The organism is Xanthomonas sp. NCPPB 2933 (assembly GCF_056725225.1).
The window spans coordinates 1530101-1553761 of record NZ_CM161518.1 but is presented as its reverse complement, the minus strand read 5'-3'; the positions used below and the strand labels follow the sequence as shown (position 1 = coordinate 1553761).

The following is a 23661-nucleotide window of genomic DNA, read 5'->3' as shown; positions in this document are numbered from 1 at the left end:
CAACGTTGCACGACCTGGCGGGCGCGGCTCGGTGCTTGAATCGGGAGAGACCGACGATTCCGGCACCGCCCGCGCCCGTTTTGTTGCTGCTTGCGATGTGCATTCGCCGTTCTACAACACCCCTTGCACACTGCGCGCACCCCAACGAAGCGTGCGCCAGTCCCTGCGTCATCCGGCATGGCTTTGCTACTGTGCGTGGCTGCCGTGTTCTCGCCGCCACATCGGGATGTGATTGCATGAAGTCGAACTCCGCACCTGGCTTGCACTTGTCGTTATCGCGACTGCTGTCGCTGCGCAAGCCATCATCGAGCATGCGGTCGTTGCGCATGCAGTCGTCGCGCCTGCTTGCGCTGGCGTTTGCCGCGATGGTGGTGGCTGGTTGCGGCCAACGCGATGCAGCGAGCACGCCGGCTGCGGCCAGTCCCGGCAGCGCCTCGACACTGCCTGCGACCAATGCACCGCTGCCCCTGATTCCCGCCCCGGCCGAAGCCAGGCGCGGCAGTGGCAGCTTTCGCGTCGGCACCGGCACGGTGATCTCGATTCCCACCGGCAACGCCGAAGTACGCCGCAGCGCTGAGACGCTGGCCAGCCTGCTGCAGCGCACGCGCGGCCTTACCCTGGAAGTGCGCACTGAAAACAACGCCTCGCCGCACAGCATCCGCCTGGAGCGCACACCGCAGGCACCGGTGGCGCACAAGGAAGGCTATAGCCTGGACGTGGATGCCAAGGGCATCCGCATTGCCGCACGCGATGGTGCCGGCCTGTTCTATGGTGCGATCAGCGCCTGGCAACTGATGACACCGGACGCGCGCAAGGGCGAGGTCGAGGTGCCGTCGGTGGCGATCCGCGATTGGCCGCGTTTCAGCTGGCGTGGTCAGCATCTGGATGTGGCCCGCCATTTCCATGACGTGGCCACGGTCAAGCATGTGCTGGATGCGATGGCCGCGCACAAGCTCAATGTGCTGCATTGGCATCTCACCGACGACCAGGGCTGGCGTATCGAGATCAAGCGCTATCCCAAGCTCACCGAGGTCGGTGCATGGCGCACCCCGCCTGGTGCCGGCCGGCACGGCACACCCGAGCGTTACGGCGGTTTCTATACGCAGGAACAGATCAGCGAGATCGTTGCCTATGCGGCGCGTCTGCACATCACCGTGCTGCCCGAGCTGGACATGCCCGGGCATGCGCAGGCCGCAGTGGCGGCGTATCCGGAAGAGGTGGGCGTGCCCGGCCAGCGCACGCAGGTCGGTGTGAACTGGGGCGTCAACCCGTATCTGTTCAACACCAGCGAGCGCAGCCTGAGCTTCATCACCAACGTGCTGGATGAAGTGCTGACATTGTTCCCGTCGGCGTATATCCACATCGGTGGCGATGAGGCGGTCAAGGACCAATGGGAAGCCTCGCCTGCGGTGCGCGCGCAGATGCGCAAGCTCGGGGTCAAGGATGCGCACGCGATGCAAGGCTGGTTCAACGAACAGCTGGCGCAGTACCTCACCCAGCACGGCCGGCGCATGATCGGCTGGGATGAAATTCTGGAAGGCGGCGTGCCGGCCAGTGCATCGGTGATGTCGTGGCGCGGCGTCGAAGGCGCGGTGGTGGCGGCAAAGCAAGGTCACGATGTAGTGCTTGCACCAGGCGACTGGCTGTATCTGGACAATCTGCAGACCACGCGCAGCGACGAGCCCAACGGCCGCCTGACGATCCTGCCGCTATCGAAGGTCTACGCGTTCGACCCGGTACCAAAAGAACTCAGCGCCGAGCAGGCCACGCATGTCCTCGGTGCGCAGGGCGCGTTGTGGTCCGAATACATTCCATCGAAGTGGCATATCGATCACGCGCTGTTCCCACGCCTGTCTGCCGTTGCGGAAGTGACGTGGTCGCCGGTGGCTGCGCGCAACTGGAAGGGTTTTCTGGCGCGCCTGCCGGCGCAATTGCAGCGCTACAAGGCGCTGGGCATCGACTACAGCGACGGTGCATTCGCCGCCGATATCGCGCTGGAATCCGGCCCCAACCCGGTGCTGGCCGGTGGCCCGGCCAAGGTGGCGCTCCGCACCCAGACTGGCGCAGGTACGCTGCACTACAGCACCGACGGCAGCGATCCCACGCCGGCATCGCCGCGCTATGAGGCGCCGTTTACGATCCAGCTGCCGACCACGGTCAAGGCCACTGCATTCGAATCCGATGGCACGGCGCTGGCCGCCACGCGCAGCCGCAGCTTCGATCGTGCCGGGTTGTTGCGCGTGGATACGCAAGGCCTGCGCGATTGCGTCGAAACAGGGGCACTCGGCCTGCGCTTGCCGCTGCTACCGGAGATGACCGCTGCCGATACGCCGGTCTACAGCGTCGATCTGTTCCATGCCTGCCGCCTCTATCCGCAGGCGCGCCTGGACGGCATCGGTGCGATCAGGGTCGAGGCCGCACGTCTGCCGAACAACTTCGGTCTGGCCCATGAACAATCCAAGGTCGTGCAGTACCCGGCCAAATCGCGCGGCGGTGAGCTGGAAGTGCGACAAGGCTGCGAGGGCGAACTGCTGGCCAGCGTACGTCTGCCCCAGGGCGACACCGTGGGCGAGCAGCTCACCCTGGAAACCCCATTGCCTGCACGCACCGGCGTCCATGATCTGTGTCTGCGTTTCACCGCACCGATTCGCGGCCCGTTGTATGCCATCGGCAGCGTCCAATTGATTGAAACCACCGCGCAGGCGCCCCCCGCCGCCACGCGCTGATCCATCCAAGGAGAGTCACCCATGCCCCTGTCCCGTCATCGTTTCGTCCCCGCCCCCGCCCGTCTCGGGCTTGCCCTGGCCTTCGCTATCTCGCAGGCCTGGGCCGCGCCGCCCACGGCAACGACCCTGGACACCGGCTGGCAGGTGCGGCTGGTGCCGGGTCAGGAACAGGCCAAGACCTATCCGAAAGCAGCGGCATGGTTGCCGGCGCAGGTGCCGGGCGCGGTGCAGACCGATCTGATCGCCGCCAAGATCGTGCCGGACCCGTTCTATCGCGATAACGAAGGCAAGATCCAGTGGGCGGGCCTGAGCGATTGGCAGTATCAAACACGCTTCAACGTTGATGCGGCCACGCTCAAACGCGAGCATGTCGAACTGGTGTTCGATGGCCTGGATACCTTTGCCGAGGTCACCCTCAACGGCAAGCCGCTGCTCAGCGCCGACAACATGTTCCGGCAGTGGCGGGTGGATGCGAAATCCCTGCTCAAGCGCGGCGACAACCTGCTCGAGGTCAAGCTGTTCTCGCCGATCAAGAAGATCCAGCCGTGGTTGGCCAAGCAGCCGTACGCGCTGCCGGGTGCCTACGATTCGGCATTCGGCGACGAGCCCGAGTCGCGGCATAGCTCCACCTACGTGCGCAAGGCGCCGTACAACTTCGGTTGGGATTGGGGCCCGCGCATGGTCAATGCCGGCATCTGGAAAGACGTGCGCGTGGAAGCCTGGGATGCGGTGCGCGTGGATGGGCTGCATATCGCCCAGCAACGTGTGGACGCCGAGAGTGCGCAACTGCAGGCGCAGCTGGAACTGCAGGCCGGCCGTAGCGGGCCGGTGCAGGTGACGCTGGATGTGCTTGGGCCGGATGGGAAGAGTGTCGGCCAGTTCACCCAGCAGGCGGTGGTCGACCCGGGCCAGAACCGTATCGATTTGCCGGTGCGCATCGCCAAACCCAAGCGCTGGTTTCCGGCCGGCTATGGTGCGCAGGACCGCTACACCTTCGTGGCCAGCGTGCGCGATGCCGATGGCGACAGCCAGCAGATCAAGCGCATCACCGGCCTGCGTTCGGTGGAGTTGCGTCGCGAAAAGGACAAGTTCGGCAAGAGCATGGAGATCGTGATCAACGGCATCCCGATCTTCGCCAAGGGCGCCAACCTGATTCCGCTGGATGCGTTCCCCGCGCGCGTGAGCCCCGAGCGCATGCGCAGCACCTTGCAGGACGCGCGCGATGCCAACATGAACATGCTGCGCATGTGGGGCGGCGGGCATTACCAAGACGACCATTTTTACGAGGTGGCCGACGAGCTGGGCATCATGATCTGGCAGGACTTCATGTTCGGTGGCGCGGTACCGCCGTACGACGTGGAGTTCCGCGAGAACACCCGGCAGGAGGCGATCGAACAGGTCAAGCGGCTGCGCGACCATCCCAGTATTGTTCTCTGGTGCGGCAACAACGAAGTGCAGACCGGCTGGGAAAACTGGGGCGACCGTGTCAAGTTCAAGCAGTCGGTGGACCCGGAAGAACGCACCCGCATCGAGCGCGGCATGACCACCTTGTTCGGCACCGTGTTCCGCGAAGTGGTGGCCACCTACGACAGCGACGTGCCGTACTGGTCCACCTCGCCGGGCACCAATTTCGACGGCGCCGCCGATCAGGCCAACGATGGCGACATGCATTATTGGAAGGTGTGGGGCGGCCCTGCACTGCCGGTCACCGAATACCTCAACGTCACCCCGCGCTTCATGTCCGAATACGGCCTGCAGTCGTTCCCGGACATGCGCACCGTGCGTGCCTTCGCCGAGCCCGGCGACATGGATCCGGAATCGCCGGTGATGCGCGTGCATCAGAAGTTCGACAAGGGCAACGGCAACAAGCGGCTGATGCTGTACATCCGGCGCGAATTCGGCGAGCCCAAGGACTTCGAGAGCTTCGTCTATTTGAGCCAGCTGATGCAGGCCGAAGGCATCAACCTGGCCGCCTCGCATCTGCGTGCCTCGCGCCCGCAATCGATGGGTTCGCTCTACTGGCAGCTCAACGATGTGTGGCCCGGTGCGTCGTGGTCCAGCGTGGATTACTACGGCCGCTGGAAGGCGCTGCACTACCACGCACGCCGCTTCTATGCGCCCGAACTGATTGCCGCATTGCGTAACGACAAGGGCCAGACCGAGGTGTCACTGGTGTCCGACCGCACCACCCCGCTGGCCGCACGCTGGCGCATGCGCGTCATGAGCATGGATGGCAAGCTGCTGAGCAAGCGCGAAGAAAAGACCACGGTCAAGCCGCTGAGCAGCCTGCAGGTGGGCAACTTCAGCGACAAGCAATTGCTCGGCAGCGCCGATCCTAAGCGCAGCTATGCGGTGTTCGAATTGTTGGACGGCGAGACGCTGTTGTCGCGCGAAGTGGTGTTCTTCGCACCCGCCAAACAAGTGGCCTTGCCGAGCGCGAAGATCGACAGCCAGTGGCGCGCCGATGGCGATGGCTATGCACTGACGCTGTCCAGCCCTACGCTGGCGCGCGAGGTGTGGCTGTCGTTCGGCGATGTGGATGCCACGTTGTCGGACAACGCCTTCGACCTGTTGCCGGGCGAGCCGTTGACCGTGCACGTGAGCAGCAAAGCTGCGCTGGCGCAGTTGCAGTCCACGCTGCAGGTGCGCGACCTTGCGAGCACGCTGGCCGGTGCACCGCCAGAGCCTGCCGAGACGAAGTAAGCCGCTCGGAGAAGGCGTCAAATGATGGCGCAGCGCTCACATCAGGGCGCTGCGCTATCCGCGAAGACAGCGCGTTGCGCATCGTCTGCGTGCTGCAACGCCTATCGCCCACGATCCAGCAACAGCTCAGCAATCACCGCTGCCCGCAATGTCACTGCGGGCAATCCAAGAACAACGCGTGACGGCCAGTACCGTGGCGCAGGAGTGAATCGATGTCGTTGTCCGTATTTCCATGCCGCCTGGCCGTTGCGCTGAGTCTGGGTCTGGGCCTGCCGCTGATTGGCGCGCCGGCATTTGCCGCAAAATCAACCAATGAAGCGCCGGAACAACGCGCCGCCGCGTTGGTGGCGCAAATGAGCCGAGAGGAAAAAGTCGCGCAGGCGATGAACGATGCACCGGCGATTCCACGCCTGGGCATCCCCGCCTACGAATGGTGGAGCGAGGGCCTGCACGGCATTGCGCGTAATGGCTACGCCACGGTGTTTCCGCAGGCGATCGGCCTGGCCGCCAGCTGGAATACGCAGCTGATGCAGCAGGTAGGCACGGTGGTCTCCACCGAGGCGCGTGCCAAGTTCAATCAGGCCGGCGGCCCGGGCAAGGACCACAAGCGTTATGCGGGCCTGACCATCTGGTCGCCCAACATCAACATCTTCCGCGACCCGCGCTGGGGCCGTGGCATGGAGACCTACGGCGAGGATCCCTTCCTCACCGGGCAGTTGGCAGTGGGCTTCATTCGCGGGCTGCAGGGCGACGATCTGGATCACCCGCGCACCATCGCCACGCCCAAGCACATTGCCGTGCACAGTGGGCCGGAGCCCGGCCGGCACAGCTTCGATGTGGACGTGTCCCCACGCGATGTGGAAGCGACCTATACGCCCGCCTTCCGCGCCGCATTGATCGACGGCCAGGCCGGCTCGGTGATGTGTGCGTACAACTCGCTGCACGGCACCCCGGCCTGCGCGGCCGACTGGTTGCTCAACGGCCGCGTGCGTGGCGATTGGGGCTTCAAGGGCTTTGTGGTGTCCGACTGTGATGCGGTGGACGACATGACCCAGTTCCATTACTTCCGCCCCGACAATGCCGGATCGTCGGCCGCATCGCTCAAGGCCGGGCACGATCTCAACTGCGGGCATGCCTATCGCGAACTCGGCACGGCGATCGAACGCGGCGAAGTGGACGAAGCCTTGCTCGACCAATCGCTGGTGCGCCTGTTTGCCGCGCGCTATCGCCTGGGCGAGCTGGAAGCGCCGCGCAAGGATCCGTATGCAAAGCTCGGTGCCAAGGATATCGACAACACGGCCAACCGTGCGCTGGCGCTGAGAGCCGCTGCCGAATCGATCGTGCTGCTCAAGAACGAGGCCAACACCCTACCGTTGAAGGATGGCACGCGGCTGGCAGTGATCGGCCCGAATGCCGATGCGTTGGCGGCATTGGAAGCCAATTATCAAGGCACCTCGTCCACGCCGGTCACCCCGTTGCTCGGCCTGCGCCAGCGCTTCGGCGCGCAGCAGGTGAGTTACGCACAAGGTGCACCGCTGGCGGCGGGCGTGCCCGGCATGATTCCGGAAACCGCGCTGCGCAGCGATGGCAAGCCGGGATTGCGTGGCGAATATTTCGACAATGTGGACATGGAAGGTGCGGCGCGCGTAGTGCGACAGGACCGCGTCATCAGCTTCAACTGGGACCAGGTCAGCCCGGCCAAGGGCGTGCCGGCCGATCGCTATGCAGTGCGCTGGAGCGGCGAGTTGATGCCGCCGAGCGCGGGCGATTACACGCTGGCGGTGCGGGTGGCGCGCTGTTTCGACTGCGCCGGCCACGATCCGGTTCGGCTGTACATCGACGACAAGCTGGTGGTCGCCGGCAATGCCGAAGACAAGCACGTGCCGGCCGGCATGCACAACGCCGATGGCCGCAGCGTGGAGACCGTGCTGCATTTCGACGACACCCGCCCGCGCAAGATCCGTCTGGAAATGGAGCATCGCGGCCAGGACCAGGGCCTGCGTCTGGAGTGGCTGGCACCGGCCGCCGCGCAGTTGGCCGAAGCCGAACAGGCGGTGGCGCAGGCCGATGCGGTGGTGGCCTTCGTCGGCCTGTCGCCGGATGTGGAAGGCGAAGAACTGCGCATCGACGTGCCTGGCTTCGACGGCGGCGACCGCAACGACATCGCCCTGCCCGCCCCGCAGCAAGCGCTGCTCGAACGGGCAAAGGCTTCCGGCAAGCCGCTGGTGGTGGTGTTGATGAGCGGCAGTGCGGTGGCCTTGAACTGGGCCAAGACGCATGCCGACGCAATCGTGGCGGCGTGGTACCCGGGGCAGTCCGGCGGCACCGCGATCGCGCGCATGCTGGCCGGCGACGACAACCCCGGCGGGCGCCTGCCGGTGACGTTCTATCGCTCCACCAAGGACCTGCCGCCTTACGTCAGCTACGACATGAAGGGCCGCACCTATCGCTACTTCAAGGGCGAGCCGCTGTTTCCGTTCGGCTACGGCTTGAGCTACAGCAGCTTTGCCTACGCAGCGCCTAAGTTGTCCACCACAACGCTGCAAGCCGGCAGCACCTTGCAGGTGACCACCACGGTGCGCAACACCGGCACGCGCGCCGGCGATGAAGTGGCGCAGGTGTATCTGCAGTATCCGGATCGCCCGCAATCTCCCTTGCGCAGCCTGGTCGGCTTTCAACGCGTGCATCTAAAACCAGGTGAGCAGCGCACGCTCACCTTTACCCTGGATGCGCGCGCCCTGAGCGATGTGGATCGCACCGGACAGCGTGCGGTGGAAGCCGGCGATTACACGCTGTTTGTCGGTGGTGGCCAGCCGGGGACCGGCGCGGTTGGCGAGGCGGCGGCGTTTTCGATTTCGGGGCGTTCACCGTTGCCGAAGTAAGAAGTTCGACTGCAGCACATCAACAGGCGTCGGCTGTCATGGCCGGCGCCTGTTGCGTTACGCGCGCGTGTTGCGGTGCATCGCAAACCACTTGCATCGCGCCTGTGCCATATCGAATTGGTGATCTATCCGCAGGCAATACGATGATCTCCGCACACACTTCACACCTGCTTGACAGACGGGAAAACGAGGTCTATCACTGACCTCAGTCGGCAACACGCGCCATCGGCGATGCGCTCGACTCACCTTGATGGCAACAGCGTTTCCACGCAGCACCTGCACTGGGAGATGGTTGGATGCAGCATCGTCGTACCGACCAGCGCTTGCGTGTTGCAGCTCTTGCAGTGCATCGCACTCACGCATGCCACGCTGCCGTCACGCTGGTGCAGCCGTCATGACCAAGCATTACAAATTGAGCGCGATGCGCTCGCGCTCCAAGTGCATCGCCGGGTACTCCCCGCCTCGCCACTGACGCCTGCATAGCTGTCCAAGCTGGCAGACGCTCCGGCGCAATCCCGTTCGGTAACTCGCACACGCGTTGATCGCGTGCTGTGCCATGCCGTGCGCGCACATCGCCGTGCAGACCGTCTGCCCAAGAGCAAGGCATCGGAGGGCGTTGCCATCGGCAACGTTGCCCAGCATCTGGCGAGGTGGCACGTGGAAAAGCGCGAGCGTACGAACGGCAAGCAATGGATCGTGGCAATCCTGACCGTGACCGGCATGGCCTCGGCCGCGGCCGCAATGGCCGGCACCGTGGAGGGAGACCTGAAAGAAAGCAGCAGCGGCAAACCCGCAGCCAATGCGAAGGTGCGCATCGCCGGTACCGCCTACAGCGCGGTCGCGGATGCGCGCGGGCACTTCGTCATCCGCGATGTGCCTGCCGGGCAGTACGCACTGAATCTGGACTACCCAGGCTTCAGCGCAGCCGAAACCAGTATCCAGGTCGGCGACAGCGGCACCGCATCGGTGGCCATCGCGCTGGAGGAGGTCAAGCAACTGAAGGCAGTCAGCGTGGTGAGCAACCGCTACGACGCCAGCGACCTGAAGATCAACGCCGCCAACACGGTGGACGTGCTGTCGGCCAACGACCTGCAACGCACCGCCGTGCACAACGTGGCCGAAGCGCTCGGCCTGATCGCCGGCATCAACATCACCAGCACCGGCTCGGGCTACTTCGGCGGTATCGATGGTGCAGCGCGCGGCGAAGGCATGTTCGCCTCGGTGCGCGGGCTGCCCTCCGAATACAACGTCAACATGATCGACGGCGTCACCGTGGCGCAAGGCATGCCGTACAGCCGCAGCGTGCAGCTCAGCCTGTTGCCGCCGAGCGGCCTGCAGACCATCGTCGCCAACAAGACCTCCACTGCCGACATGGACGGCGATGCGATCGGCGGCACGCTGGATTTCCGCACGCCCACCGCCTACGACTACAAGGACACCACCAGCGGCAGCATCACCGGCAGCGGCCGGGTGGAAAGCCGTGCGCGCGATTACGGCGGCGACGGCCTGGGCGGCGGCTTCGGCGGCGAGTTCCAGCACAAGTTCGGCGATGCGCAACAGTTTGGCGTGTATGCCAGCGCGTATTACGACTACCGCACCACCACCAACAGCGAAGTGGCCGCCGCCACCAGCGCGCTCAACGACGGCTCGTGGGAATACTTGAACACCGATGCCGATGGCCGCAACGCCGCCGGTTTCGATCCGCAGCACAACCTCACCAGTACCGGCATGAATGTGGGCATCGCTGCCGGTTGGGAGCGCCGCTACGGCGGCAATGCCTCGTTCGACTGGCATGTGGACGACAGCCTGTCGCTGTACGCGCGCATGACCTACGCCTATGCCAAGACCGAGCAAGGCACCACCTTCGTGCAGCTGCTGCCGCAGGATGTGAGCTACGTGCCGACCGGTACGCCGGGCGTGTTTACACCGAACATCGGCCGCATCGCTTCACGCTTCTGGTACGAGACCAACCCGGAAATCGCCGACCTGGCCACCTTCCAGATCGGCGCAAAAAAGACCGCAGGCGGTTGGACCTTCATGCCCAACCTGTTCTACAGCTTTGGCAACAACGACCGACCCGACCATGTCGAAATCGACGGGCGCGAAGACAAGTTCACTCAGGACAACTACGCCTATTCCGGCAACACGTTCGTGCGCTATGGCGGCGGTGCGTTCCCCTATCCACAGCTCACACCCGCACTGCTGGCGCAGGTCAACAACATCCCGGCGTTGTTTGCCAGCAGCTATGGCGAGCAGACCAAGATTTACTCCGGCCAGAAAAAAGGCGGCGCGCGCTTCGATACCCGCTACGACTTCGAAGATGGCGCGCTGCGGTCAGTGCAGCTCGGGGTGAAGTACAGCAAGAGCAGCCGCCGCTACACCAATCGCGACTGGTATACCGGCGGCGTGGACGGCACCACCACGCTGGGCGATCTGGGCATCTTCACCGGCACCTATGCCTCGATTTTCCCCGGTAAATACGACTGGAACACGCCGCGCGTGAGCGAAGCGGCGGTGGCCGGTGTGATCGCCCAGCACCTCACCGACGATGACCTGGACACCTGCGGCAGCGCGTTCTACGTCAACAACTACAACTGCAACACCATGCGCGGCACCGAGGCCGTCAGCGCGGCCTACGCCACCGCGACGTTTACCGTGGGCAACCTGGATATCGTGCCCGGCGTGCGCTTCGAGCACACCGCCATCGATAACACCTTCTGGGTAAGTCCGGTGGATGCCGACGGCAACGAGATCGTGGGCTACTTCGATCACAACAGCACTTCCTACAACGAACCGTTGCCTAGCGTGTTTTTGACCTGGCGGCCGGATCTGCGCACCGCATATCGCGCATCGTTGTGGACCAGCTACACGCGCCCGGCCTTCGTGCAACTAGGCGGCGGCAGCCAGATCGACATCTCCAACGGCGTTACCACGATCACGCAAGGCAACCCCGATCTGAAGCCGATCGAATCGACCAACCTGGATCTGTCCGGCGAATGGTCCACCGAACGCGGCGGGTTCTTTTCGCTGGCCGGCTTCTACAAGCAACTGCGCAACTACATCTACGACGCCGGCTCGGCCCAGGCCAATGGCAACACCAGCGGCAGCGGCACGGTGCTGTACCACATGCCCACCAATGGCGGCGACGGCAAGATCTACGGTGTGGAACTCAGCGCGCGGCAGAAGTTTCAGGATCTGCCCGCGCCGTTCGACGGCCTGGGCGTGAGCGCCAACGCCACCCGCCAGCATGCGCGTGCCGACCTTGGGCTGGATGGTTTCGACAATGAGCACATGCAATCTGCGCCGTCGGCGATGGCCAATCTGGAACTGTTCTACGAGCACAACGGGTTCTCGTTGAACCTGAGCTACCACTTCAGCAGCTCGTACCTGCTGGGCTACGACTTCCTGCATGAAGGCGCACCGTGGAACGACCTGTGGGCGCGCCCGACTCGGCGCGTGGATCTGCACACCGGCTACCGCTTCGACAACGGCCTGAGCATGGATCTGTCGATCTCCAACCTGACCAAGGAATACAGCTACTGGGCGCATGTGGGCCGCAACAATCTGGCGATCTCCGACATCGTCGATGCCGGCAGTACTGCGTTGTTCACGGTCAAGTACGCGTTCTAACGCCGCCGCACTACGCGCCGCCTTTCACTGCCACTCGCTGCGCAGTGCGACGACTCCTTCCATTTCCCTGGAGAAGCGATGAAACGCAGAAGCCTGTGTACGTTCGGCCTGCTCGCGCCCTTCGGCCTTGCGGCCGCGCCGGCGGTGCTGTCGTCGCTGCATGCGCCGGTGCCGGACGGCCGCCCGCATACGTTTGGATTCGAACGCGGCCAGTTCGTGCTGGATCAGCAACCGTGGCAATTGCGCAGCGGCGAGATGCATCCGCTGCGCATCGCCCGTGTGGATTGGCTGCAGCGCATCCGCATGGCCAAGGCGATGGGCTTGAACACCATCGCGCTGTATCTGATGTGGAATGCGTACGAACGCGAGCCGGGGCACTTCGATTTCGACACCGGCGAACGCGATTTCGTTGCCTTCATCCGGCTGTGCCAGCAGGAAGGGCTGTGGGTGTATCTGCGACCCGGCCCGTACGTGTGCGCCGAGTGGACGCTGGGCGGGCTGCCACCGTATCTGTTGCGTGAGCCGGGCATGCGCCTGCGCGACGGTAACGATGCCCGCTACATGGCAGCAGTGCAGCGCTACATCGCCGCCGTGGCGCCGCGTATCGCACCGCTGATGGCCAGCGCCGGCGGGCCGGTGCTGATGCTGCAGATCGAAAACGAATACAGCATGCAGGGCAGCGATGTGGGCTATCTGCAGGCATTGGCCGCGCTGTGGCGCCAGCACGGTATCGATGGTCCGTTCTCATTGGCCGAAGGCATGAAGGATCTGCGCCGGCGCAAGGCCTATCTGCCCGACGCCGCGCTGGGACTGGATGGCGCCGATCTGGCTGAACTGCAGGAAGCAAAACAGATCGCAGGCGATGCACCGGCGTGGGTGGCCGAAGGTTATCCCGGTTGGCTGACACACTGGGGCGAAGACGCGTTTGCGCAGCGCGATTACGCGCCGATGCTGCAACAGCTGATGGCCGCCGGATACTCGTTCAATCTCTACGTGGTGCACGGCGGCAGCAATTTCGGTTTGAGCGCCGGTGCCAATGCCGACGACGACGGCTCTCACTTCCAGCCCGCACTGACCAGCTACGACTACAGCGCACCGATCGACGAAGGCGGCCGCGCCACGCCTGCGTACATGGCGCTGCGCAAGATCATCGCCCAGCACACCAGCACCGCGCTGCCATCGATCCCGGGCGCGCCACCGCGCGCGCGCTTTGCATCGGTCCTTGCACGTCCGGTCGCCGCACTCTGGGATAACTTGAGTGTCGGCCCCGTACACGCTGAGCGGCCAACCGACAACCAGACCCTGCTCAAGCAGAACCTGGGGCTGGTGGTGTACCGGCGCCGCATCGCGGCCGGCACGCAGCTGGATCTCGGGCAGGTGCACGACTACGCCGTGGTGCAACTCGACGGTGACGAGATCGGGCATGTCTCGCGCGTGCAACATGCGCGCCTCAACAGCACGCCAAAGCTGCCACTTCCAAGCGCTACATCCAATGAGCGGACGCTGGAGGTGCTGGTCGACAGCTTCGGGCATATCAATTTCGGCCCGTCCCTGGGCGATGCCAAGGGATTGCTCGGCCCGGTGCGGCTCGATGGCAAGGAGCTGCGCAACTGGCAGGTACATGGCTTGCCGCTGGATGGCGACAACGCACCCACGCTACGCCCGCTGCAGGCACCACCCACACGGCCCGGCCTGTTCTTCGCGGCCGACATCGCGCTGGAAACGGTCGGCGACATCTACGTCGACATGAGCCAGTGGCGCAAAGGCTATCTGTGGATCAACGGACGGCTGCTGGGGCGTTACTGGGAGATCGGCCCGCAGCAATGTCTGTTCTGCCCGGGCGCGTGGTTGAAGCAGGGCAACAACGCAGTGCTGGTGCTGGATCTGCATCAGCTGCAACCCACCGCGATTCACTGCGCTGACGGGCTGACATCGACACGCATTGCGACACGTACTGCGAACACATCAGCGGCAGTCGCGCATGCAGAGCCAAACGCATGCTGACCGCACCCACCGTGTTGCCAGCGAATCCACAGGCCTCGGCACCGCCGCGCACGCTCGGTTTCTGGAGCGCGCTGTCGGCCAACCTGCTCAACATGATCGGCATCGGGCCGTTCATCACCATTCCGCTGGCGCTGTCGGCGCTGGCCGGGCCGGCGGTGCTGGTCGGTTGGGTCGCAGGCGCACTGTTGTGTCTATGCGACGGGTTGGTGTGGGCCGAGTTGGGCGCGGCGATTCCGCGCTCGGGCGGGCCGTATCACTATCTGCGCGAGGCTTACGGCCGCGAACGTTGGGGGCGCTTGTTCGGCTTTCTGTATCTGTGGCAAACCCTGCTGACCGCACCGCTGTCAGTGGGTTCTGCGGCGGTGGGCTGCGTGCAATACCTGGCGTTCCTGATGCCGGGGCTGGGCCATACCCAGCTCACCGCGATCGCGATGGCGCTGTGCGCGTTCAATACCTTGCTGCTCTATCGCAAGGTGCGCTCGGTGCAAGTGCTGTCGCTGCTGGTCAGTGCGGTGGTGATCGGCGCCTGCGTGTGGATCATTCTCAGCGGCGTGCTGCATTTCGATTTCGGCATTGCATCGGCGTTCTTGCACGCGCGCCCCGCGTCGCCGCATGGCTTCTGGCTGGGCTTTGGTGCGGTGGCGTTGATCGCGGTCTACGACTACGGCGGCTACAACAACGTGTGCATGCTGGGTGGGGAAATCCGCAAGCCGCGGCGCACGATTCCACGCGCGGTGCTGATCTCGATCCCGATCGTGGCGCTGCTGTACCTGGGCCTCAACATCACCTTGCTCGGTGTGCTGCCCTGGCAGCAGGCAGCACAATCCAAAGCGGTGATGGCCGATTTCATGCAGGCCATCTACGGCCCCATCGGCAGCACCGTGGCGGTGGCGCTGATCGTCGTCGCCAGTTGGGGCTCGGCGCTGGTGGTGCAGTTGGGTTATTCGCGGGTGCCGTATGCAGCCGCGGCGGCCGGGCAGTTCTTCGGTGTGTTCGCACGGCTGCATCCGCGCGGCGGATTTCCCACCGTGTCGTTACTGTTCGTTGGCGCGACCTCGGCACTGGCCTGCCTGCTGTCGCTGGACGACCTGATCGCCACCTTGATGATCATCCAGATCCTGTTTCAGTTTCTGGCGCAATGTCTGGCGGTGGTGCTGTTGCGACGCAAGCGACGCCGCCGTGCCTTTGCGATGCCGCTGTATCCGTGGCCGCTGTTGATCAGCGTGCTCGGCTGGCTCTATCTGCTGGCGACCAGCCCGGGACGCCGCCTGCTCGCAGCCGTGGTGGCGCTGTGCGTGGGCAGCGTGTTGTATCTGATCCAGGCACGGAGGCAGCGCGCATGGCCGTTCCAGCTGCAATGAACACTGCGCAACTCGTAGTGGTCGGCGAGGTCTATCTGGACCACATCTTCAGCGGCTTCGATCGCTGGCCTACGCCGGGCGAAGAAGCGCTGGCGCGCCATTACACGCGGGAGCTGGGCGGCGGCACGATCATCACCGCCTGCGCGCTGGCGCGGCTGGGCTGCAATGTGCGCGTACTCGGTGCGATCGGTGTGCCGGACCGCCCGGTGTTCGCACAGCGTTTGGGCGAGTTCGGTGTCTCGGCCGATGGTTTGATCGACTCGACCGCCGGCACTGGCGTGACCACCAGCGTGTCGCTCCAGGACGACCGTTCGTTCTTCACCTATCTCGGCGCCAATGCCGAACTAGATGCACTACTAGTGCGCGAGGACATCATCGCCACACTGTGCGCGGCCGCGCATGTGCATTTTGCGATGCCGTTGCCAGCCACATTGGCGACCACGTTGTTGCCGCGCCTTGCACGCGCCGGCTGCACCACCTCGCTCGACGTCGGCTTCAGCCCGGCATGGCTTACCGACCCGGCCAACCACGCCACCTGCCGCGCGGTGACCTGGTTGCTGCCCAACCAGAAGGAAGCTGCGCTGATGGGATGCGGCGACAGCGCCGATGCCTGCCTGGCCTGGGCACGTGCGCTCGGCCTGCGCCAGACGGTGATCAAGCGCGGCGCTGCGGGCGCCATGGTGATCGACAACAACGGCGCACGCCCGATCGCCGCGCCCATCGTACCGGTGCGCGACACCACCGGCGCCGGCGATGCGTTCGATGCCGGCTTTCTGGCGGCCCAGCTGCGCGGCCTGACGCTGGACGAAAGCGCACAGCACGGCTGCCATGCCGGCGCCGCCTGCTGCAGCGCACTCGGCGCGCTCGACGGCCTTTTTCTTTTATCTCCCCCCACACACGAGGACGTTCTATGAGCAGTTCTGTCGACAATCGCAAACTGACCCTGATCGGCGGCGGCGGCGTGCGTACACCGTTGGTGGTGTACGGCGTCAACGAAGCCGCCGAAGCCCTCGGCGCGCGCGAGATCGTACTGTACGACCCCGACCAGGAGCGCCTGGCGCTGATGGTGGCGATGGGCCGCGCCATCGTCGCCGAGTCCGGCGGCGCGTTGCAGGTGCACGCCGCGCCATCGCTGGAAGCGGCAATCGAAGGCGCGCATTTCGTGCTAAACAGCATCCGCGTGGGCGGTATCGCGCAGCGCGCCTCCGATGAGAAAACCATCATCGGCCACGGTTATTCCGGCCAGGAAACCACCGGCCCCGGCGGCGTGGCCAAGGCGCTACGCACGGTGCCGGTAGCGATCGAACAGGCGCGCATGATCGAACGCCTGAGCCCGGATGCCTGGCTGGTCAGCTTCACCAACCCGGCCGGGCTGATCACCCAGGCCATCAGCGCACACACCCGCGCCCGCGTGGTCGGCATCTGCGACACGCCGGTGGAGCTGTTCCACAACATCGCGCGCGCACTCGGCGAGCCGGCAGAAGATGTGGAGTGCGAGTACGTCGGCCTCAACCACCTGGGCTGGATCCGCGCGGTGCGCCTGCGCGGCGTGGACATCATCGATCGCGTGCTGGCCGACGACGCCATCCTGCGGCAGCTCTACCTGGCGCCGTTGTTCGACTTCGACATGCTGCGTGCGCTGCGCTTGATCCCCACCGAGTACCTGTATTTCTTCTACGAACGCCGCCGCGCCCTGGACAACCAGCGCGCCAGCGGGGCCAGCCGCGGCGGCGAGATCGAGCGGCTCAACCGCAGCCTGATCGCCGACCTGCGCAGCCGCCTGGACGCCGGCGACACCACCGGTGCGGTGCAGACCTATGCGGCCTATCTGGCGCAGCGCTCCGGCTCGTACATGAAGCTGGAGGCCGAGGCCGGCTCGGCCTTCGCCCCGGACCTGGCGCCGCAGCCGGACCCGTTCCGCGCCAGCACCGGCTATCACCGCATCGCGGTGGACGTGATGAGCGCGCTGACCGGCGCCCGCCCCAGCCGGCACGTGGTCAATGTGCGCAACCAGGGCGCGATGGCCGAGCTGGCCGACGACGACATCGTGGAAATCGCAGCCGACATCGACCGCGACCGCATCGTGCCGATCCCGGCCGCGCCGCTGCCCAGCGCGGTGCAAGGCCTGGTGCGCTCGTTCAAGGCCTACGAACATGCCGCGATCGAGGCAGCGCTCAGCGGCAGCCATCTGGACGCCTGCAAGGCGATGCTGATCCACCCGGCGATCGGCGAGTGGAGCCCGTCGCGACGCATGCTGGATGAGCTGTTCGGGCATGAGCACGACGATGGCCACTGCGCGGGGCCGGCGCATTGGCGTGCGCATGCGGCTGGTTGATGGGGAGCCGTGTCGGCTGTTGGCCGCAACCCACGCATACGGCGCCGAATTGTGCGAACGCACTATGCACATTCGGCGCACACGTTGTATGGTCATCGGGAATTGGTCCTGCATAGGTCTCATCGTCGGTCCGGCGCGCAACGCCGCTGATGCGGAGGTGCCGCTGTGCAGACCGCTTGCAGAATCCAAGGAGCCTCCAGGTCATGCACACCCGCCGCGACATCCTTCAGTTGCTGGGCGCCAGCGCGGGCGCCGGCCTGCTGGCCGGCGCACTGCCCGCCTTCGCCGCCGCGCCCGCCGCCGGTACCTCCACGGCCGCCGGCAACTTCGTCAGCAAGCGCCCGCCCAAGGCGCAGCGCCGCTTCGTCAGCAAGGCGGTCGAGCAGCAGATCGTGCAGATCAAGTCGCGCATCGCAGACCCGGAATTGGCCTGGCTGTTCGAAAACTGCTACCCCAACACGCTAGACACCACGGTGGAAACCGGCACCCGCAACGGCAAGCCGGACACCTTCGTCATCACCGGCGACATCCACGCGATGTGGCTGCGCGACTCCTCCGCGCAGGTGCACCCGTATGTGCCGCTGGCCAGGCGCGACCACGCCTTGCGGCGCATGTTCCATGGCCTGATCCAGCGCCAGGCCGCGTGCATCCGGCTCGACCCGTATGCCAATGCATTTCTGCCCGATGGCCAGACCCAGCGCCTGAAGTGGTCGCTCAACGACATCACCGAGATGAAGCCCGGTGTGGGCGAGCGCAAATGGGAAATCGATTCGCTGTGCTACCCGATCCGCATCGCGCACGAATACTGGCGCGCCACCGGCGATGCCGCCCCGTTCGACGACGACTGGCGCGCGGCGATGCACGTGGTGGTCAAGACCTTCCGCGAGCAGCAGCGCAAAGAGAATCGCGGCCCGTACGTGTTCCAGCGGCCCTCGCCGCTGGCGACCGAAACCCTGGTGCTGGAAGGCTACGGCCAGCCGACCAAACCCAACGGCATGATCCACTCGATGTTCCGCCCCTCCGACGATGCCTGCGTGTATCCGCTGTTCGTGCCGGCCAACCTGTTCGCGGTGGCCTCGCTGCGTCAGCTGGCGACGATGAGCACGGCCTTGCACCGCGATACCGAGTTTGCCGCCGACTGCACCGCACTGGCCGATGAAGTGGAAGCGGCGACACGCAAGTTTGGTCAGCAACGCGACGCCGATGGGCAGGCGTACTGGGCATTCGAAGTGGACGGTTACGGCAACCAGCTGTTCATCGACGACGCCAACGCCCCCGGCCTGCTCAGCCTGGCCTACCTGGGCTGCTGCGACCGCGCCGACCCGGTGTTCCTGCGCACCCGCCAGCTGGCCTGGAGCGAACGCAACCCGTATTTCTCGCGCGGCACTGCAGCCGAAGGCGTCGGCAGCCCGCACAGCGGCATGGGCACGATCTGGCCGATGTCGATCATCCAGTACGCGCTGGTCAGCGACGACGACGCACAACTGCGCCAGTGCCTGCAGTGGCTGAAAACCACCCATGCCGGCACCGGCTTCATGCACGAAGCCTTCGACAAGGACAACCCGAGCACCTTCACCCGCGACTGGTTCGCCTGGGCCAACACCTTGTTCGGCGAACTGATCATCGACCTGCACCAACGCAAACCACAGCTGCTGCGCAGCGCCTGATTCCCCACCGGAAGGGCACAGCGTTCGACGCTTCCCTTCTCCCGCCGGGAGAAGGTGCCCGAAGGGCGGATGAGGGTACGGCGCACCCACCTCGTGACATCAGAGACCACACCACATGGCAACACGACGCGGTTTTCTCCAAGGCGCCATCGCAGCGGCACTGTTCGGTAGCGGTGCTCTGGCAACCGGCCTCGCCCGCGCACGCGCCGGCAACTACGCACTGCCGGCCGATGCGCGCACCCGCGCCGACCTCACCCGTCACGTCGATGTCTTCATCGGCACAGGGGGCCATGGCCACACCTTCCCCGGCGCGACGCTGCCGTTCGGCATGGTGCAACTGAGCCCGGACACCTACAACGCCGTGTGGGATTCGTGCTCCGGCTATCACGAGTCCGACGGCTCGATCATGGGCTTCTCGCACACGCATCTGTCCGGCACCGGCATCGGCGACATGCTGGATTTCCTGCTGGTGCCCGCCACCGGCGAGGTGAAGCTGGTGCCCGGCGCGCTCGACGCACCGGACAGCGGCTACCGCTCGCGCTACGACCATGCCGATGAAGCCGCATCCCCCGGTTACTACCGCGTGCGGCTCAAGGACAGCGGCGTGCATGCCGAACTCACCGCCACCGCGCGCGCCGGCCTGCATCGCTATCACTTCCCCAAGGGCAAGCCGGCGCACGTGCTGCTGGACCTGTGCCATGGCATGCAGGACAAACCCGGCATCCCCACCCGCATCACCGACGCACAGCTGCGCGTGGTGGACGAACGCACCCTCACCGGTGGCCGGCGCGTCTATCAATGGGCGCAGGGCCGCTACATCTATTTCGCCATGCGCCTGTCACGGCCGTTCAAACACGTGCAGCTGTACAACGAAGACCAGCCGCTGGCCGCAGGCACGCGCAGCGCCGATGGCTTGCATCTCAAGGCCGCACTGCATTACCCGGATGCAGCAGACGCGCCGCTGCTGATCAAGGTCGGCATCTCGGCGGTGAGCGCCGACAACGCGCTGGCCAACCTGGACGCCGAACTGCCGGACTTCGACTTCGCACGCGTGCACGCGCAAGCCGTAGCCGCCTGGGAAAAGGAACTCGCACGCGTCCGTATCGACAGCGACGACGACGCGCAACGCCGCATCTTCTACACCGGCCTGTATCACAGCCTGCTCGCACCCACGCTCTTCAGCGACGTGGATGGCCGTTACCGCGGCATGGATCTGCAGATCCACACCGCGCCCAAGTGCTATCACAACTACAGCACCTACTCGCTGTGGGACACCTACCGCGCCGCGCACCCGCTGCTCACCCTGGTGCAGCCCGAGCGCGTGCCGGACCTGGTGCAATGCCTGGTGCGCGGCGCCAACGAATGCCCGGACGGCGTGGGCATCTGGCCGCTACAAGGCGTGGAAACCGGCTGCATGATCGGCTACCACTCGGCGGTGGTGCTGGCCGAAGCGCATGCCAAGGGCTTCACCGGCATCGACTACAAAGCCGCCTGGCCGGCGTACCGCAAGCGCGCGATGGACGACACCACCCACGGCCTGGCGTACTACCGCAAGCTCGGTTACATCCCCGCCGACAAGGTGGACGAAGCGGTCAGCCGCACGCTGGAATACGCCTACGACGACTGGGCCTGTGCACATCTGGCGCAGGCCGCCGGTGCCCCCGACGATGCACGCGCACTGCGCGAGCGCTCGCGTAACTACCGCCACGTGTTCAATCGCGACAGTGGCTTCGTGCAGGCGCGGCTGGAAGACGGCAGCTGGGCCACACCGTTCGACCCGCGCGGCATGGGCCACCTCACCCAATGGCGCGATTTCACCGAATCCAATGCCTGGCAGGCCACCTTCCTCAACCAGCACGACCTGTACGGCTACATGGACCTGTACGGCGGCCGCGACGGCTTCGTCGCCAAACTCGACGAACTGTTTTCCACCAGCTCCGAACTGCCTGCCGATGCACCGCCGGATATCGACGGTCTGGTCGGCCAGTACGCGCACGGCAACGAACCCAGCCATCACGTGGCGTATCTGTTCGCCTACGCCGGCCAACCGTACAAGACCCAGGCGATGGTGCGCCGGCTGCTGCGCGAGCAATACCACGACGCGCGCAATGGCCTGTCCGGCAATGAAGACTGCGGTCAGATGAGCGCATGGTTCGTGCTCAGTGCGCTGGGGTTGTATGCGGTGGATCCGGTCAGCGGCAACTACATCCTCGGCAGCCCGCTGTTCAAGCGCGCAGAACTGGATGTCGGCAACGGCCGCACCTTGCGCATCGTGGCCAACAACAGCAGCGCGCAAAACGTATACGTGCAATCGCTGACCTGGAACGGCAAACCGATCAACCGCAGCTGGATGCGCCATGCCGATCTGGCTGCTGGCGGCACGCTGGAATTCACCATGGGTGCCAAGCCGAATCCGTCCTTCGGTGCGAACAAGGAAGATCTGCCGCCTTCGTTTGGTTGATGCTCGTTCTTACTCGTTACAAGTCACTCGTCACCGCCGAGAATTTCCCATGTTGCGCACCACCCTTGCACCGCTCGTTCTGGCCCTCGCGTTCGCACTTCCCGTCACCGCGATTGCCGCTACTACCGACACCTGGCCCAGCTTCGGCACCCAAGGCACGCAGTTCGTGCGCGACGGCAAGCCGTATCAGATTCTCTCCGGCGCCATCCATTTCCAGCGCATTCCGCACGAATACTGGAAGGACCGCCTGCAAAAGGCACGCGCACTGGGCTTGAACACGGTGGAGACCTACGTGTTCTGGAATCTGGTCGAACCGCAACAAGGTCAGTTCGATTTTGCCGGCAACAACGATGTGGCCGCATTCGTGCGCGAAGCCGCCGCGCAAGGCCTCAACGTGATCCTGCGCCCCGGCCCCTACACCTGCGCCGAGTGGGAAGCCGGCGGCTACCCCGCGTGGTTGTTCGGCAAGGACAATATCCGCGTGCGCAGCCGCGACCCGCGCTTTCTCGCTGCCAGCCAGGCCTATCTGGATGCCGTGTCCAAACAGGTGCATCCGCTGCTCAACCACAACGGCGGGCCGATCATCGCCGTGCAGGTCGAGAACGAATACGGCTCCTACGACGACGACCATGCCTATATGGTCGACAACCGCGCCATGTACGTCAAGGCTGGTTTCGACGACGCGCTGCTGTTTACTTCCGACGGCGCCGACATGCTCGCCAACGGCACCTTGCCGGATACCTTGGCGGTAGTGAATTTTGCGCCAGGCGAAGCCAAGAGCGCCTTCGACAAACTGATCAAGTTCCGCCCCGACCAACCGCGCATGGTCGGCGAATACTGGGCAGGCTGGTTCGATCACTGGGGCAAGCCGCACGCCAGCACCGATGCCAAGCAACAGACCGAAGAACTGGAGTGGATCCTGCGCCAGGGCCATTCGGCCAATCTCTACATGTTCATCGGCGGCACCAGTTTCGGCTTCATGAATGGTGCCAATTTCCAGGGCAATCCCAGCGACCATTACGCCCCGCAAACCACCAGCTACGACTACGACGCCATCCTCGACGAGGCCGGTCGCCCCACGCCCAAGTTCGCATTGATGCGCGATGCCATCACCCGCGTCACCGGCGTGCAACCGCCTGCATTGCCGGCGCCGATCGCCATCGCCGCCCTGCCGGAAACCCAACTGCGCGAATCGGCCTCGCTGTGGGACAACCTGCCCGCGCCGATCGCCATCGACACCCCGCAGCCGATGGAGCACTTCGGCCAGGATTACGGCTACATCCTCTACCGCACCACCGTCACCGGCCCGCGCAAGGGCGCGCTGTACCTGGGCGAGGTGCGCGATGTGGCGCGCGTGTATCTGGACAAGAAGCCGGTCGGCAGCGTCGAACGTCGCCTGCAGCAGGTCTCCACCAACGTGGATATTCCGGCCGGCGAACACACGCTCGATGTGCTGGTGGAAAACAGCGGCCGCATCAACTACGGCCCGCGCATGGCCGACGGCCGCGCCGGCCTGGTCGACCCGGTGCTGCTGGACAACCGGCAACTGACCGGCTGGCAGGCCTTCCCGCTACCGATGCGCTCGCCCGACAGCCTGCGCGGCTGGACCCGCAATCACGTCGACGGCCCGGCCTTCCATCGCGGCACCCTGCGCATCGGCACACCCACCGATACCTATCTGGACATGCGCGCCTTCGGCAAGGGCGTGACATGGGCCAACGGCGTCAACCTCGGCCGCCACTGGGCCATCGGCCCGCAACGTGCGCTGTATTTCCCGGCCCCGTTCCAGCGCAAGGGCGACAACGCCGTGGTGGTGTTCGATCTGGACAACACCGCCAAGCCCAGCGTGCGCGGCTTGCAGCAGCAGGTGTGGATTACGCCGAAGGAATAAG

The 23661-nt window shown here is 65.2% G+C and carries 11 protein-coding genes; all 11 read left to right on the top strand.

Annotated elements, in window-relative coordinates:
- Positions 1 to 326 precede the first annotated feature (326 nt).
- The 11 genes from AC1PLU_RS06355 to AC1PLU_RS06305 all read left to right on the top strand — a co-directional run bounded on the left by AC1PLU_RS06355 (position 327) and on the right by AC1PLU_RS06305 (position 23660).
- Positions 327 to 2726 (top strand): family 20 glycosylhydrolase, encoded by a 2400-nt coding sequence (locus tag AC1PLU_RS06355; protein WP_481108005.1) that lies wholly within the window; start codon positions 327 to 329, stop codon positions 2724 to 2726.
- 21 nt (positions 2727 to 2747) lie between these two features.
- Positions 2748 to 5429, top strand: a complete 2682-nt coding sequence (locus AC1PLU_RS06350) for a beta-mannosidase (protein ID WP_481108004.1) — start codon at positions 2748 to 2750, stop codon at positions 5427 to 5429.
- Between the two features lie 212 nt (positions 5430 to 5641).
- Positions 5642 to 8311 carry a glycoside hydrolase family 3 C-terminal domain-containing protein gene (locus AC1PLU_RS06345; protein ID WP_481108003.1) on the top strand — a complete coding sequence of 890 codons (2670 nt, stop codon included), beginning with the start codon at positions 5642 to 5644 and terminating at the stop codon, positions 8309 to 8311.
- Between the two features lie 741 nt (positions 8312 to 9052).
- The gene (locus AC1PLU_RS06340; protein WP_481108475.1) at positions 9053 to 11941 is read left to right on the top strand and encodes a TonB-dependent receptor; all 2889 of its coding nucleotides are present in this window, start codon (positions 9053 to 9055) and stop codon (positions 11939 to 11941) included.
- A 78-nt stretch (positions 11942 to 12019) separates the two neighbouring features.
- Positions 12020 to 13945 (top strand): beta-galactosidase, encoded by a 1926-nt coding sequence (locus AC1PLU_RS06335; protein ID WP_481108002.1) that lies wholly within the window; start codon positions 12020 to 12022, stop codon positions 13943 to 13945.
- Positions 13939 to 15306, top strand: a complete 1368-nt coding sequence (locus AC1PLU_RS06330; RefSeq protein WP_481108001.1) for an APC family permease — start codon at positions 13939 to 13941, stop codon at positions 15304 to 15306. The genes AC1PLU_RS06335 and AC1PLU_RS06330 overlap by 7 nt, the downstream gene beginning before the upstream one ends.
- The gene (locus AC1PLU_RS06325; protein ID WP_481108474.1) at positions 15303 to 16220 is read left to right on the top strand and encodes a carbohydrate kinase family protein; all 918 of its coding nucleotides are present in this window, start codon (positions 15303 to 15305) and stop codon (positions 16218 to 16220) included. The genes AC1PLU_RS06330 and AC1PLU_RS06325 overlap by 4 nt, the downstream gene beginning before the upstream one ends.
- Positions 16217 to 17641, top strand: a complete 1425-nt coding sequence (locus tag AC1PLU_RS06320) for a 6-phospho-beta-glucosidase (RefSeq protein ID WP_481108000.1) — start codon at positions 16217 to 16219, stop codon at positions 17639 to 17641. The genes AC1PLU_RS06325 and AC1PLU_RS06320 overlap by 4 nt, the downstream gene beginning before the upstream one ends.
- A 203-nt stretch (positions 17642 to 17844) precedes the next feature.
- On the top strand, positions 17845 to 19308 hold the full coding sequence (locus AC1PLU_RS06315; RefSeq protein WP_481107999.1) for a glycoside hydrolase family 125 protein: 1464 nt from the start codon (positions 17845 to 17847) through the stop codon (positions 19306 to 19308).
- A 115-nt stretch (positions 19309 to 19423) separates the two neighbouring features.
- Positions 19424 to 21769 (top strand): GH92 family glycosyl hydrolase, encoded by a 2346-nt coding sequence (locus tag AC1PLU_RS06310; protein WP_481094311.1) that lies wholly within the window; start codon positions 19424 to 19426, stop codon positions 21767 to 21769.
- 49 nt (positions 21770 to 21818) lie between these two features.
- The gene (locus AC1PLU_RS06305; RefSeq protein ID WP_481107998.1) at positions 21819 to 23660 is read left to right on the top strand and encodes a glycoside hydrolase family 35 protein; all 1842 of its coding nucleotides are present in this window, start codon (positions 21819 to 21821) and stop codon (positions 23658 to 23660) included.
- The last annotated feature ends 1 nt before the right edge of the window (position 23661 follow it).